A 13,494-nucleotide genomic window follows, 5' to 3' on the forward strand; every position below is an offset into this window, starting at 1 on the left:
CGCACGATGCTTTAAGGGGGCGGCGGGACGCCGCGGCGGCGCTACAGCGGCGCGGTGAAGGACAGCATCAGCCCGGCGAGCGCCGCCGACATCAGGTTCGACAGGCTGCCCGCAAGCAGCGCCTTCAGGCCCAGCCGCGCGATCATCGGGCGCTGGTTCGGGGCGAGGCCGCCGGTCACCGCCATCTGGATCGCGATCGAGCTGAAATTGGCGAAGCCGCACAGCGCGAAGGTCGCGATCGCCACCGAAGTCGCCGACAGCCCGCCCTGTATCTTGCCGAGGTCGATGAAGGCGACGAATTCGTTGAGCACGACCTTGGTGCCGAACAGCCCGCCCACCGACGCGCTCTCGTCCCACGGCACCCCCATCAGCCACATTACCGGGCGAAAGATCGCGCCGATGATCGCCTGGAACGACAGGTCGGGCTGGCCGAACCAGCCGCCGACCCCCGCGAGCAGCCCGTTCGCCAGCGCGACCAGCGCGACGAAGGCGAGCACCATCGCGCCGACCGCGACCGCCAGCCGGACGCCGGTCTGCGCGCCCTGCGCCGCCGCCATGATGATGTTCGCGGGCTTCTCCTCGTCATGGCTCGCCTCGGGCATGATCACGGGTTCGATGCCGATGTCCCTGGGGTCGTCGGGCATCATGATCTTCGCCATCAGGATGCCGCCGGGCGCCGACATGAAGCTCGCGGCGAGCAGATAGGGCAGCAGCTGCTCGCCGATCATGCTCGCATAGGCGCCGAGGATCGTCCCCGCGACCCCCGCCATCCCCACGGTCATCACCGTGAAGAGCTGCGACGGCGTCAGCCCGGCGAGATAGGGGCGGATGACCAGCGGGCTTTCGCTCTGCCCGACGAAGATGTTCGCGGCGGCGCCCAGGCTCTCGACCTTGGTGATGCCCGTCACCTTCTGGATCGCGCCGCCGACCCATTTGATTACGAGCTGCATGATGCCGAGATAATAGAGGATCGAGATCAGCGAGGCGAAGAAGATGATCACCGGCAGCGCGGCGATGGCGAAACTGTTCGCGCCCATTTCGGGCGAGGCGAGCGGGCCGAAGATGAAGTCGGTGCCCGCCTTCGCATAGCCGAGCAGGTTGGAAACGCCGTTCGACATCGCCTGGATGACCGCGCGCCCCCACGGCGTGCCGATCACCAGCAGCGCGAACCCCGCCTGCAGCAGGAAGGCGGGGACGACGACGCGCAGACGGATCCAGCGGCGGTTCGAGGAAAAGAGCACGGCGATCGCGAGCAATGCGACGATGCCGAGCAGACCGATCAGGCGTTCCATGGATAGAGTGCGTACCCCGCAAGGTTGTTTCGCCTGTCTAGCGGGCTTTGGCGGCGGGGCAAGGGGCGCGCGCCGAGCCGTGTTTCTCGGCCTTCCCTGTCCTGGCAAAACCGACTATCGGGCGGCATGACCGACACCACATCGACGGCGTTGCCGCGCACGTTGTCCCCATCGCTGTTCCTGTTCTCCATCCTCTACGGCGGGATGGTGGTGCTGGCGGGCGTGCTCGGGAACAAGCAGGTGGCGCTGGGAAGCTGGCTGGCGGTCGAGGCCGGAATATTCGCCTTCCTGCTGCTGGTCGCCCTGTCGAGCGCGGTGTCCGAACTGCACGGACAATCGGTCGCCAATCGGCTGGTGCTGTGGGGGTTCGTCCCGCTGGTGCTGTCGATCATGCTGACGGCGCTGGTGCTCGCGCTGCCCGCGTCGCCCGAAATGCAGCCCGAACGGCTGGCGGCGTTCGACATGATCCTGGGGCAGAGCCCGCGCCTGATGGCGGCGGGCATCGTCGCCTACGGGACGTCGCAATTCCTGAACGTCACCATCTTTTCCCGGCTGCGCGGCAGCGTCGGGACAGGCACGTCGACATGGCTGGCGATCCGCGGCGCGATCGCCAGCGCGCTCAGTCAGATCGTCGACACGCTGCTGTTCGTCACCATTGCCTTTTACGGCGTGTTTCCGATCGCGAACCTGATGGGCGGCCAGATGCTCGCCAAGGTCGCGCTGTCGGTGCTCGTCATCCCGTTCGTGATTACCGGCCTTGTCGCTCTCGGCCGCAACCTCGATGCAAAGACCGCTGGATGATATCGATGACCGACCCTTCGAAAATGCCCGACCTGCTTGCCAAGGCTGAAACGCTCGTCGAGGCGCTGCCCTATCTGCAACGCTATGCAGGCCAGACCTTCGTCATCAAATATGGCGGCCATGCGATGGGCGATCCGGAGGCGCAGCGCGACTTCGCCGAGGATGTCGTGCTGCTGAAAGCCGTGGGGATCAACCCGGTGGTCGTCCATGGCGGCGGCCCGCAGATCGGCCGGATGCTGAAACAGCTCGGGATCGAATCGACCTTCGTCGGCGGACTGCGCGTCACCGACGCCGCGACCGCGGAGGTCGCGGAAATGGTACTCGCGGGCAAGATCAACAAGGAGATCGTCGGCTGGATCGCCGGGCTCGGCGGCCGCGCGGTCGGCCTGTCGGGCAAGGACGCCAACCTCGTCCTCGCCGAAAAGGTGCGCCGGACCGAACCCGACCCCAATTCGGGGATCGAGCGCCATGTCGACCTGGGCTTCGTCGGCGAGCCGGTGGCGGTCGATCCGACGATCCTGACCAATCTGGCGAACGACAATTTCATTCCGGTGGTGGCGCCGGTCGCGCTCGGGGCCGACGGTGCGACCTACAACATCAACGCCGATACCATGGCGGGGGCGATCGCCGGCGCGCTCGGCGCGAAGCGCTTCTTCCTGCTCACCGATGTCGCCGGGGTGCTGGGCAAGGACGGCGCGCTGCTCACCGATCTCGACCGTGGCGGGATCGAGGCGCTGAAGGCCGACGCGACGATCACCGGCGGCATGATCCCGAAGGTAGACACCTGCCTGGCGGCGGTCGACGCGGGGGTCGAGGCGGCGGTCATCCTCGACGGCCGCATCCCGCACGCGATGCTGCTCGAAATTTTCACCGCAAGGGGTGCGGGCACGCTCATTCACCGCTAAGAAAGCGGACCAACGCCTCTAGACGGAGACCCTGCCTTGCTTCTCATGCTCCTCCAGATCGTCGACATCCTGCTGACGGTGCTGTGGTGGTTCATCATCGCGCAGGCGGTGATGTCGTGGCTGATCGCCTTCAACGTGATCAACACGCACAATGATTTCGTCGGCCAGCTGTGGATGGTGCTCGACCGGATCACCGAACCGCTCTACCGGCCCTTCCGCCGCATCATGCCCGATTTCGGGGGCATCGACCTGACCCCGATGCTGGTGCTGATCCTGATCATCATCCTGCAGGGACCGGTGCTCGGTTACCTCGCGCGCTTCGCCTACACCAACGGGCTCGCGTGATGGCGGCGGGGGCGCACATCATCGACGGCAAGGCGTTCGCGGCGGGCCTGCGGGTCCGGATCGCAGAAGCGGTGCCGGCGTTCCGCGCCGCGACCGGGCGCGCGCCCGGACTGGCGGTCGTGCTCGTCGGCGACGATCCGGCGAGCGCGGTCTATGTCGGCTCGAAGGGCAAGGCGACGGTCGCCGCGGGCATGGAAAGCTTCGAGCACCGCCTGCCCGCCGATGCGACGCAGGAAGAGGTCGAGGCGCTGCTCGCCTCGCTCAACGCCGACGACGCGGTCGACGGCATCCTGCTCCAGCTTCCGCTGCCCGGCCATCTCGACGAGCAGCGCGCGGTGGCGACGATCGATCCCGACAAGGACGTCGACGGGCTGACCCCGGTCAGCGCCGGGCGCCTCGCGCTCGGCATAGCCGGCATGGTGCCGTGCACGCCCTATGGCTGTCTGCTGCTGCTGCAGGACCGGCTCGGCGACCTCAGCGGCAAGGATGCGGTCGTCGTCGGCCGCTCGATCCTGGTCGGCAAGCCGATGGCGGCGCTGCTGCTCGGCGCCAACTGCACCGTCACCGTCGCGCACAGCCGCACGAAGGACCTGCCCGCGCTCGTCCGCCGCGCCGACATCGTGGTCGCGGCGGTCGGGCGGCCGGAGATGGTGCGCGGCGACTGGATCAAGCCCGGCGCGGTGGTCATCGACGTCGGCATCAACCGCCTGCCGCCCGCCGACGGCGCGGCGAAGGGCCGACTGGTCGGCGACGTCGCCTATGCCGAGGCGGCCGCCGTCGCCGACGCGATCACCCCGGTGCCGGGCGGCGTCGGTCCGATGACCATCGCCTGCCTGCTACGCAACACGCTGGTCGCGGCGCACCGCCGCGCCGGCCTCGCCGATCCGGAGGGATTCTGATGCGGCGGCTCTGGCTCGCGGGCGCCGCGCTCGCGCTGCTCGGCGGCTGCGCCGGGCCGGGGTCCGACATGCGGAACCGGCCGCTCGCGCCCAATCCGAGCGGCTTCGTCGCCGCCGAACTCGCCTTCGCGCGGCTCGCGCAGGACAAGGGACAATGGACGGCGTTCCGCGAGACCTCGGCGCCCGATGCGGTGATGTTCGTGCCGGAGCGGGTCAATGCGAAGGCCTGGCTCAAGGGGCGCGCCGACCCGCCGGCGTCGGTCCGCTGGCAGCCGCACGCGGTCTTTTCGAGCTGCGACGGCAGCGCCGGCGCGACGACCGGGGCGTGGCAACAGCCCGACGGCAGCACCGGCTATTACACCACCGTCTGGCTGCGCGACCCGTTGAAGGGCGAACTGCGCTGGGTGCTCGACCATGGCGACGGGCTGGTGACGCCGCGCGAAGTGCCCGAGTTCATCGCATCGAAGCAGGCGGCGTGCGGCGCCCGCCCGGCGGTAGGAATCGAAGCCGGCGGTGAGGGCGACGATACCGCGGTCGGCCTGTCGCGCGACCAGACGATGAGCTGGACCTCGACCGTCCGGCCGGACAAGTCGCGGCGCGTCACCATCCGCCTTTGGGACGGCGAGGCGATGGTGCCCGTCGTCGACGACGTGGTCGCGGCGCCCGGCGCGGCGGCATGATCGACCTCTTCATCTCCGCCTTCGTCACGCTGTTCGTGGTGATCGACCCGCCCGGCTGCGCGCCGATCTATGCCAGCCTGACGACCGGCGCGGGCGCGGCGCAGCGGCGCTCGATGGCGTTCCGCGCGGTCGCGATCGCGGGCTGCATCCTGATCTTCTTCGCGATGTTCGGCGAGGCGCTGCTCAGCTTCCTGCACATCGACCTCGACAGTTTCCGCATCGCCGGCGGGATCATGCTGTTCATCATCGCCATCGACATGGTGTTCGAGAAACGCACCGAACGACGCGAACAACGCGCCGAGAAAGTGAAGGCCGCGGCCGAGGTCGACGATGTGTCGGTGTTCCCGATGGCGATGCCGATGCTTGCGGGTCCCGGCTCGATCGCATCGGTGATGCTGCTCGTCGCGCAGAACAACGGGCTCGACCGCGCGCTGGTGATCTTTGCCGCGCTGCTGCTCGTGCTGCTGCTGACGCTGGCGGCGCTGCTGATGGCGGGGCCGATGATGCGGCTGATCGGCAACAAGGGCGAGGCGGTGATCACGCGCCTGCTCGGCGTGCTGCTCGCCGCGCTTGCCGCGCAGTTCGTGATCGACGGGCTGAAGGCGAGCTTCCCGACGCTGGCCTGACGCAGGCCCCGCCCGGCATCCCGAAGCGCGGGAGGCCGGACGGGGGAGCGTGGCTTACCGCGCGGCGTTGACGTCGTTCTGCGTCACCGGCGCGATGCGGATTTCGACGCGGCGGTTGCACTGATAATCGGCCTCGCTGCGTTCGGGCGCGCATTTGAGCTGCGATTCGCCATAGCCGATCGTCGCCATGCGCGCGCGGTTGACGCCCCGGCCGGCGAGATAGTCGGCGACCGACGAGGCGCGCCGTTCGGACAGGCCCTGGTTGTAGCTGTCGCTGCCGGTCGAATCGGTGTGGCCGTAGACGTCGATATAGGTGCTGGGATATTCGGAGAGCGTCGAGGCGACGCTGTCGAGCGCGCTGCGGAACTGCGATTTCACGACCGCGCTGTTATAGTCGAAGGTCACGTCGCCGGGCATGTTGAGGACGAGCTGGTCGCCCTGGCGCTCGACGTCGATGCCGGTGCCGGCGGTGCGTTCGCGCAGCTTCTTTTCCTGCTGGTCCATGTAATAGCCCGCGCCCGCACCCGCCACGGCACCGATGCCGGCCCCGACGATCTTTTCGGTGCGGTCGCGCTTGCCGCCGATGAGGTCGCCGAGCAGATAGCCGCCGAGCGCGCCGCCGACGCCGCCGATCGCGGCCTTGGAAATGCGCTGCTGTCCGGTCTCCGGATCGGTCACGCAGCCGGTGAGCATCAGCGCGCCGACGGCGGTGAACATGGTGAGCTTGATCGTCCTGTTCTTCATGGGTCGCTCCCTTTCATGGGCGCCGCCGGCTGGTCTTGCGGCGGCCGCCCTCCATGGCGATAACATATGGCCGCGCATCTGGTTCCAGAATCTTGCTGAACGGCGGCTGAGCCGGCTTGCGGAGCATATTGTTGTGCAACGCGGCGGCTTTGCCGTATAGGGGCGCCATGACCGATCCTTGCAGGGGCCAGGCGCCGGAGCGCCCGTTGCCCGTCCCATGACGCCCTTCCCCTGGTCGGACGTCGCCATCATCGCGATCCTCGTCCTGCTCAACGGCGTTTTCGCCATGTCCGAACTGGCCATCGTGTCGTCGCGCGACCCGCGGCTGCAAGCGGCCGAGAAAAGAGGGAGCAACGGCGCACGGATCGCGCGTCAGCTCGCCGCCGATCCGGGCCGCTTCCTGTCGACGGTGCAGGTCGGCATCACGCTGATCGGCGTTCTGACCGGTGCCTATTCGGGCGCCAGCCTGGGCCAGCCGGTCGCCGACCGGCTGGCGGCGTTGTTCGGAATCGACCCGCAGACAGCGCTGAGCGCGGCGTTTGCCATCGTCATCGCGCTGACCACCTATGCCTCGCTGATCGCCGGCGAACTGGTGCCCAAGCAGTTCGCGCTGCGCTCGCCCGAGCGCGTCGCGATCATCGTCGCACCCTTCATGTACTGGCTGTCGCGCATCGCCGCGCCGCTGGTCTGGCTGCTCGACACCAGTTCGAGTCTCGTCTTTCGCCTGCTCGGCCTCAACCGCGAATCGGAGGACAGGGTGACGGCGGAGGAATTGCACCTGATCGTCGCCGAGGCGTCGAAATCGGGGGTGATCGAGGAAAGCGAGCGCGCGATCATCTCGGGCGTCGTGCGGCTGGCCGACCGGCCGGTGCGCGAGGTGATGACGCCGCGCAAGGACGTCGACTGGATCGACGTCGCCGCCGACGCCGCCGCGGTGCGCGCCAAGCTGCTCGAAACGCCGCACACGCGGCTGCCGGTGGCGCGCGGATCGGTCGACGACATCGTCGGCGTCGTGCAGGCGCGCGACATCGCCGCCGCGCTGTTCCGCGGCGAGACGCTCGCGCTCGAGACGCTGACCCGCCATGCGAGCGTCATCCATGATCAGATCGACGCGATGGACGCGCTGGAAGGCCTGCGTGCGGCCGACGTGCCGATGCTGCTCGTCCACGACGAATATGGGCATTTTGAGGGGCTGGTGACCCCCGCCGACCTGCTGTCAGCGATCGCCGGCGAATTCGCGTCCGACCAGGATATCGGCAGCGAGCCCTTCGTCGTCGAGCGTGACGACGGCAGCCTGCTGATCGCCGGATCGATGCCCGCCGACCAGATGGCCGAGCGGCTGGGGATCGAACTCGACGACGACCGCGACTATGCGACCGCCGCCGGCCATGCGCTCGCGGTGCTCAAGCGCCTGCCTGAGGAGGGCGAGCATTTCACCGACAAGGGCTGGCGTTTCGAGATCGTCGACATGGACGGGCGCAAGATCGACAAGCTGCTGGTCAGCGAAATCCGCAAGCCGCGGGAGGACGAAGGCGAGTGACCTCGTGCTTTTGTAACTCTTGAAGCGACAAAGAGACGGACGTGCGCCGTCATTCTGTCTCCTTTGTCGCCTTGGTGGGACAGGGCCGCTTTGCTTCGCCGCGCAAGGCGGCATGGATAACCGCTATGTCGGGACCGTCGCTGACATCAATCGCTCCGCCGTTGAGAACGCGAACGGTCGTAACGCCGTTGAGCGCGCGATCCATCGCGATGCTGTACTGATGCGTGCGCCCCATCGAAATCGCGCGATCCCATGCGGCGGCAAAGCCGGCCGCGCCGGGGCGGTCGCGGAGGCGATAGGCCGACGCGCGGCCCATCCCGACGGCCTTTGCGGCCTTTCCCACCGAACCCATGGCTTCGAGCGCGCGAATGGAATGCGCCTGCGTTTCGGGCGTCCAGCCATCGGCGCGCTGCCGCCGCGAGCGCACGGGAGTGAAGGCGAGGCAGCTGTCGGCAAGCAGCCGCCGGGGCGAGGCTGGTGTGCGCTCTATCCGGCAGTTTGGACCACGGCGGAACAATGTGGGGAAGGATTATTTTCGAAAGGTGGCGGCTTTGGGACGGCTTCCCGATATCCCCCTTCTTCGTCATCCCCGCGAAAGCGGGATCGAGAGCATTCGTCAGCCGACCTGTCCCGGGATTCCCGCTTTCGCGGGAATGACGATGTGAAAAACGGGAATGGCGCCTTTCGGCTGCGTCCCTGCCGCTACAATTCGCCGCCGAGCGCCCCGTATTTCGCCTCGAACCCGGCCTTGTCGCGGCGCGCGAGGTAGGAGGCCTGGTCGACCCAGTTGTCGCGGACGATGCGGCCCTGGAAGGTGCCGAGTTGCGGGTCGATGGCGGCGATGTCGGCTTCGGTCCATGCCGCGATCTGGTCGAAGCGCGTGATGCCGAGGTCGTTCAGCAGCGTCGCAAGCTTGGGGCCGACGCCCTTCAGCAGCCGCAGATTGTCGCCGGCTGCCGCTGGCTGGGCGGGCGGCGGCGGGGCTTCGACTGGAGCTGGAGCCGGGAGCGGCGCTTCGGCGGCCGGGGCGGGCGGCGGGGGCGGTGCGGGGGGGATGGGGGCCGGAGCCGGCTCGACGGGCTTGAAGCGCGCGGGCTCGGCGGCGACGATGTCGGGCTTCGTCGGTTCGAGCGGTTTGCGCGGCTCGGCGGGCGCGACGGTCGGCGGCGCGGCCTCTTCGGCTTTCGATCGCCCGAACAGCCACCAGAGAAGCGCGATCGCGACGACGAGCCCGACGACCGCGATGATCCAGTTTTCCTGTAGCCACGTCATGATGATCTCCCTGCTTTGCCGTCAGTTTATGCGGCGGCGCGCGGCGCGTCCAGTGCCGCGCCATCGCGGTCGGGCTGGGTCCCCGCGCAGGCGGGGACCCAGAGCGGCATAATACCACGCAGGCTTTTCGTCGTTCTGGGCTCCCGCCTGCGCGGGAGCACAAGGCTGTTTTTTCAGGCGATTCCGCCCTTAGCGCGCCTCGCGCGCGACTTCGCGCCAGCCGATGTCGCGGCGGCAGAAGCCGCTGGGGAAATCGAGCCGGTCGACCGCGGCATAGGCGCGCGCCTGCGCCTCGGTGACGCTGTGGCCGGTCGCGGTGACGCTGAGCACGCGGCCGCCGGCGGCGACGATCGCTCCGTCGGTGCGTGCGGTGCCGGCGTGAAAGACGCGCACGCCGCCCGCTTCCGCCTCCGCGATGCCGCGGATGGCGCCGCCCTTTTCGGGGGTGCCGGGATAGCCGTTCGCGGCCATGATCACCGTCAGCGCATAGTCTCCAGAAAAGGCCGGCGGTGGCGCGTCGGCGAGGCCGCCGGTCGCGGCGGCGTGGAGCAATCCGGCGAAATCGCCGAGAAAGCGCATCATCAGCACTTGGCATTCGGGATCGCCGAAGCGGCAGTTATATTCGATGAGCTGCGGCCCCGTGTCGGTCAGCATCAGCCCGGCGAACAGCACGCCGACATAGGGGGTGCCGTCGGCGGCGAGCGCCGCGACCGTCGGGCGGACGATGCGGTCCATCACCTGCGCCTCGAGATCGGGGTTCAGTACCGGCGCGGGGCTGTAGGCGCCCATGCCGCCGGTGTTGGGGCCGGTGTCGCCGTCGCCGACGCGCTTGTGGTCCTGCGCACTGCCGAAGGCGATGACGTCGGTGCCGTCGGACAGCGCGAAGAAGCTCGCCTCCTCACCGGTCAGATAGTCTTCGAGGACGACCTCTGCCCCCGCGCCGCCGAAAGCGCCGGCGAACATGTCCTCGATCGCCGCCTCTGCCTCGGCGCGCGTCGCGGCGATGATCACGCCCTTGCCCGCGGCGAGGCCGTCGGCCTTGATGACGACGGGAATCGAAAAGCCGTCGAGCAGCGCCAGCGCTTCCTCGGCCGAGGTGGCGCGGGCGTAGGCGGCAGTGGGGATGCCGGCGCGCGCGCACAAATCCTTGGTGAAGCCCTTCGACCCTTCGAGCCGCGCCGCGGCGGCCGAGGGGCCGAAGACCGCGACGCCGATCGCGCGCAGCCGATCGGCGAGGCCGGCGACGAGCGGCGCCTCCGGTCCGACGACGACGAAGTCGACGGCGTGCGTCCTGACGAAGGCGACGAGGCCGTCGAGGTCGTCGGCGGGAATCGGCACGCATTCGGCGTGCGCCTCTATCCCTGGGTTGCCGGGGGCGGCATAGAGCTTGGCGCAGCTTGGCGATTGTGCCAGTTGCCAGCTCAGCGCATGTTCGCGGCCCCCCGACCCGATGAGCAGGATATTCATGGCAGTCCCTTTTCCCGATCCGGCGTCCGACAGCGAAGCGCCCGCGCGGCTGTTAGCCGAGGCAGGCGCGCGCGACAATGCGTCCGCGGCATCCGGGGCGTCTGGCGCGCCCGCGATGACGGTCAGCCAGTTGTCGGCGGCGATCAAGCGCGCGGTCGAGGATGGATTCGGCCGCATCCGCGTCCGCGGCGAGCTGTCGGGCACCAAGCGCGCGGCGTCGGGGCATTTCTATGCCTGCCTGAAGGACGACAATGCGCTGATCGACATGGTGATGTGGAAGGGGCAGGCGGGCCGCCTCGCCTTCCGGCCCGAGGACGGGATCGAGGTGATCGCGACCGGCAAGCTCACCACCTATCCCGGCCGCTCCAAATATCAGCTCGTCGTCGAATCGCTCGAGGTCGCGGGCGAGGGTGCGCTGATGCTGCTGTTCGAGAAGCTGAAGGCGCGGCTCGGCGCCGAGGGGCTGTTCGACCGCGAGCGCAAATATGACCGGCTGCCCTTCCTGCCGCGCACGATCGGGGTCGTGACATCGCCGACCGGCGCGGTGATCCGCGACATCCTCCATCGCCTCGCCGACCGCTGTCCGACGCATGTGATCGTCTGGCCGGTGCTGGTGCAGGGCGAGGGCGCGGCGGCGCAGGTCGCGGCCGCGATCCGCGGCTTCGACGCGCTGGAACCCGGCGGTCCGATACCGCGTCCCGACCTCGTCATCGTTGCGCGCGGCGGCGGCTCGATCGAGGATCTGTGGGCGTTCAACGAGGAGGTCGTCGTGCGCGCGATCGCCGATTGCCGCATCCCGACGATCAGCGCGGTGGGGCACGAGACCGACGTGACGCTCGCCGACTATGCCGCCGACGTGCGCGCCCCGACCCCGACCGCAGCGGCCGAGATGGCGGTGCCGGTGCGTGCCGAGCTGATGACGCAGCTGGCGACGTGGCGCGGTCGGATGCTCGGCGCGGCGAATCGCCATCAGGGGCTGGCAGGCGAGCGGCTGACTGCGCTGGCGCGGCACCTGCCGCGGCGCGAGGCTCTCTATGCGCCGCAGCGCCAGCGGCTCGACGATGCCGGGGACAGGCTCGACCGCTGTCAGCGCCACCGGCTCGCGGTCGTCGCCGAGCGGCTGGCGAGTCGGTCGGCGGCACTGCGCCCGGCGCTGCTGGCGCGGGCATGGGATCGCGACCGGGCGCGGCTGTCGGGCCTGGCGCGGCTGCTCGCCTCGCTCGATCCGCGCGCGCTGCTGTCGCGCGGCTATGCGATGGTGCGCGATGCCGGCGGGACGATCGTGACGACCGCGGCCGGCGCGCGCGCGGCGGGGCATCTGCGGCTCCAGTTCGCCGATGGCGAGGTGCCGGTGCAGGCGGCGGCCGATGGAACGCCGCCTACGCCCGCGCCGAAACCCGCCCGCAAGCCGCCGCTCGCTGCGCCCGGACGCGGGCAGGGCGAGCTGTTCTGACGGCGGCGGGGGTGGCCGCCGGGGGCGGAGCTGCTATAAGCTCTGCCATGATTTACGCTCGAACGGACATCGAATCATGCTGATCGCCAGCCGCAACCGCCTCGCCCGCCTGCAATACGGCCCGAACGGCTTTCGCACCCTGTCGCCCGGCGACCATGTGCTGTGCGCGGTCAGCGGCGCGCCGATCGGGCTCGACGAACTGCGCTACTGGTCGGTGGCGCGGCAGGAACCCTATGCGAGCGCCGCAATCGCGACGCGGGCGATGCTGGACGCGGTGCCCGGCGCATGACGGCACGCGGGGCGCGGCCCCGGGGGCCGGTCTTCCTGTCGCTGCTTGGCATGATCGTCGTCGCCGGCTGCGTTCCGGCAGCGGAGGACGCGCCGCCCGCCCCGCCGCCGCCGCCGCCCGCGCCCGAGGCGTCCGTCGCGACGCCGCCCGCCCCACCGCCTTCCGTCGCCGGGTCCGCCGATTTCCATTTTCGCGGCACCGCCGTCCAGGGCGGCGCGCTGATCGGGCAGGCGCCGGGCGGCACGCGCGCGCTGGCGCTCGACGGCGAAGCAGTGGCGCTCGCCGCCGACGGGGCATTCCTGGTCGCCTTCGACCGCGACGCGCCCGCGACCCAGCGCCTCGTCGCGACGCTGTCCGACGGGCGACGGGTCGAACGGACGCTGGCGGTCGCGGTGGGCCAGTGGCGGATCGAGCATGTCAACGCGCCTTGGCGCGGCAGCGCGGCGAGCGACGCGGAGTTCGAGCGGCGGCGCCCCGACGAGCTGGCGCAAATCCGCGCGGCGCGCGCGGTGCAGGCCGATTCGGACGGCTGGCGCCAGACGTTCCTCTGGCCGGCGACCGGCCGCCTGTCGGGCTTCTTCGGGTCGCAGCGCGTCTATCAGGGCAAGCCGGGGAGCTATCACAGCGGCACCGACGTCGCGGTTCCCGCCGGCACCCCCTTCCGCGCCCCCGCCGACGGCGTCGTCGTGCTGGCGGCGGCGGTTCCCTTCACGCTCGAAGGCCATCTGCTCATCGTCGATCACGGCATGGGCCTCAACAGCGCCTTCCTGCATTGCCAGCGGCTCGACGTGGCGGTCGGCGACCGGGTGGCGCAGGGGCAGGTGCTGGGAACGGTGGGCCGGACCGGCCGCGCGACAGGACCGCATCTGCACTGGGGCCTGATGTGGCGCGGCGCGCGGCTCGACCCCGGCACGCTCGCGGGTCCGATGCCGCGCTGACCGACGGGAGCCGGGCCGCAAAATCGTAACCATTGAAACAAAATAACGCAAAGTGGTCGCCCCGGCGCATAGTGTTTCGTGACGTCTCCGGGTTGTTGCAAATACGTCACAATCGCTGGCGAAACGGCAGAAAGCGCCGGGAATTTCCTTTACTCCAGATGAATGACCGGCCATCCCGCACGCTATCGGGGTGTCTATGCGGGGGCGTTGAATCGTCCACGCCGTGTATGCCCGGGTATCTCG

The 13,494-nt window shown here is 69.5% G+C and carries 15 protein-coding genes; 10 read left to right on the forward strand and 5 right to left on the reverse strand.

Annotated features, from left to right (window positions below):
- Positions 1–41: 41 nt before the first annotated feature.
- A complete protein-coding gene (locus SGR02S_RS07000; RefSeq protein WP_067107239.1) occupies positions 42–1,292 on the reverse strand; it encodes a NupC/NupG family nucleoside CNT transporter in 1,251 nt (416 codons plus the stop codon).
- A 126-nt stretch (positions 1,293–1,418) separates the two neighbouring features.
- On the opposite strand from SGR02S_RS07000, the gene SGR02S_RS07005 reads away from it, so the two are divergent.
- From SGR02S_RS07005 to SGR02S_RS07030, 6 genes are read left to right on the forward strand one after another with little or no spacing between them, the layout of a single operon-like run.
- On the forward strand, positions 1,419–2,093 hold the full coding sequence (locus SGR02S_RS07005) for a queuosine precursor transporter (RefSeq protein WP_067107241.1): 675 nt from the start codon (positions 1,419–1,421) through the stop codon (positions 2,091–2,093).
- Positions 2,090–2,998, forward strand: a complete 909-nt coding sequence (gene argB, locus SGR02S_RS07010; RefSeq protein ID WP_404950385.1) for an acetylglutamate kinase — start codon at positions 2,090–2,092, stop codon at positions 2,996–2,998. Before SGR02S_RS07005 ends, argB begins: the two co-directional genes overlap by 4 nt.
- 45 nt (positions 2,999–3,043) lie before the next feature.
- Positions 3,044–3,343, forward strand: a complete 300-nt coding sequence (locus SGR02S_RS07015) for a YggT family protein (protein ID WP_067107243.1) — start codon at positions 3,044–3,046, stop codon at positions 3,341–3,343.
- On the forward strand, positions 3,343–4,242 hold the full coding sequence (folD, locus tag SGR02S_RS07020; RefSeq protein WP_067107245.1) for a bifunctional methylenetetrahydrofolate dehydrogenase/methenyltetrahydrofolate cyclohydrolase FolD: 900 nt from the start codon (positions 3,343–3,345) through the stop codon (positions 4,240–4,242). The genes SGR02S_RS07015 and folD overlap by 1 nt, the downstream gene beginning before the upstream one ends.
- A complete protein-coding gene (locus SGR02S_RS07025; RefSeq protein ID WP_067107247.1) occupies positions 4,242–4,922 on the forward strand; it encodes a hypothetical protein in 681 nt (226 codons plus the stop codon). The genes folD and SGR02S_RS07025 overlap by 1 nt, the downstream gene beginning before the upstream one ends.
- Complete coding sequence (locus tag SGR02S_RS07030) at positions 4,919–5,548, forward strand: MarC family protein (protein ID WP_067107249.1); 630 nt, start codon at positions 4,919–4,921, stop codon at positions 5,546–5,548. Before SGR02S_RS07025 ends, SGR02S_RS07030 begins: the two co-directional genes overlap by 4 nt.
- Before the next feature lie 54 nt (positions 5,549–5,602).
- Here the strand turns inward: SGR02S_RS07030 and SGR02S_RS07035 are convergent, their stop codons facing one another.
- Positions 5,603–6,292 (reverse strand): YiaD family glycine zipper/OmpA-like lipoprotein, encoded by a 690-nt coding sequence (locus SGR02S_RS07035; RefSeq protein ID WP_067107252.1) that lies wholly within the window; start codon positions 6,290–6,292, stop codon positions 5,603–5,605.
- A gap of 217 nt (positions 6,293–6,509) precedes the next feature.
- On the opposite strand from SGR02S_RS07035, the gene SGR02S_RS07040 reads away from it, so the two are divergent.
- Positions 6,510–7,832 carry a hemolysin family protein gene (locus tag SGR02S_RS07040; protein WP_067107255.1) on the forward strand — a complete coding sequence of 441 codons (1,323 nt, stop codon included), beginning with the start codon at positions 6,510–6,512 and terminating at the stop codon, positions 7,830–7,832.
- Positions 7,833–7,881: 49 nt separating this feature from the next.
- On the opposite strand, the gene SGR02S_RS07045 is transcribed toward SGR02S_RS07040, so the two are convergent.
- The 3 genes from SGR02S_RS07045 to purD all read right to left on the reverse strand — a co-directional run bounded on the left by SGR02S_RS07045 (position 7,882) and on the right by purD (position 10,571).
- Positions 7,882–8,259 carry a hypothetical protein gene (locus SGR02S_RS07045; RefSeq protein ID WP_067107258.1) on the reverse strand — a complete coding sequence of 126 codons (378 nt, stop codon included), beginning with the start codon at positions 8,257–8,259 and terminating at the stop codon, positions 7,882–7,884.
- A 275-nt stretch (positions 8,260–8,534) separates the two neighbouring features.
- Positions 8,535–9,104 (reverse strand): helix-hairpin-helix domain-containing protein, encoded by a 570-nt coding sequence (locus tag SGR02S_RS07050; RefSeq protein WP_067107261.1) that lies wholly within the window; start codon positions 9,102–9,104, stop codon positions 8,535–8,537.
- 189 nt (positions 9,105–9,293) lie between these two features.
- On the reverse strand, positions 9,294–10,571 hold the full coding sequence (gene purD / locus SGR02S_RS07055) for a phosphoribosylamine--glycine ligase (protein ID WP_067107264.1): 1,278 nt from the start codon (positions 10,569–10,571) through the stop codon (positions 9,294–9,296).
- Between purD and xseA the strand changes: the two genes are divergently transcribed.
- From xseA to SGR02S_RS07070, 3 genes are all read left to right on the forward strand, one after another.
- Positions 10,570–12,024, forward strand: coding sequence for an exodeoxyribonuclease VII large subunit (gene xseA, locus SGR02S_RS07060; protein ID WP_067107267.1), 1,455 nt, complete (start codon positions 10,570–10,572; stop codon positions 12,022–12,024). The two genes, purD and xseA, sit on opposite strands and share 2 nt — an antisense overlap.
- A 76-nt stretch (positions 12,025–12,100) precedes the next feature.
- Positions 12,101–12,313: a DUF2093 domain-containing protein gene (locus tag SGR02S_RS07065; RefSeq protein WP_067107269.1), complete on the forward strand. Its 213-nt coding sequence runs from the start codon at positions 12,101–12,103 to the stop codon at positions 12,311–12,313.
- Entirely contained in the window at positions 12,310–13,251 is a 942-nt protein-coding gene (locus SGR02S_RS07070) for a M23 family metallopeptidase (RefSeq protein WP_067107271.1), read from the forward strand. Before SGR02S_RS07065 ends, SGR02S_RS07070 begins: the two co-directional genes overlap by 4 nt.
- Positions 13,252–13,494: the final 243 nt, after the last annotated feature.

It is taken from the genome of Sphingopyxis granuli NBRC 100800, from assembly GCF_001591045.1.
Classification (GTDB): domain Bacteria; phylum Pseudomonadota; class Alphaproteobacteria; order Sphingomonadales; family Sphingomonadaceae; genus Sphingopyxis; species Sphingopyxis granuli.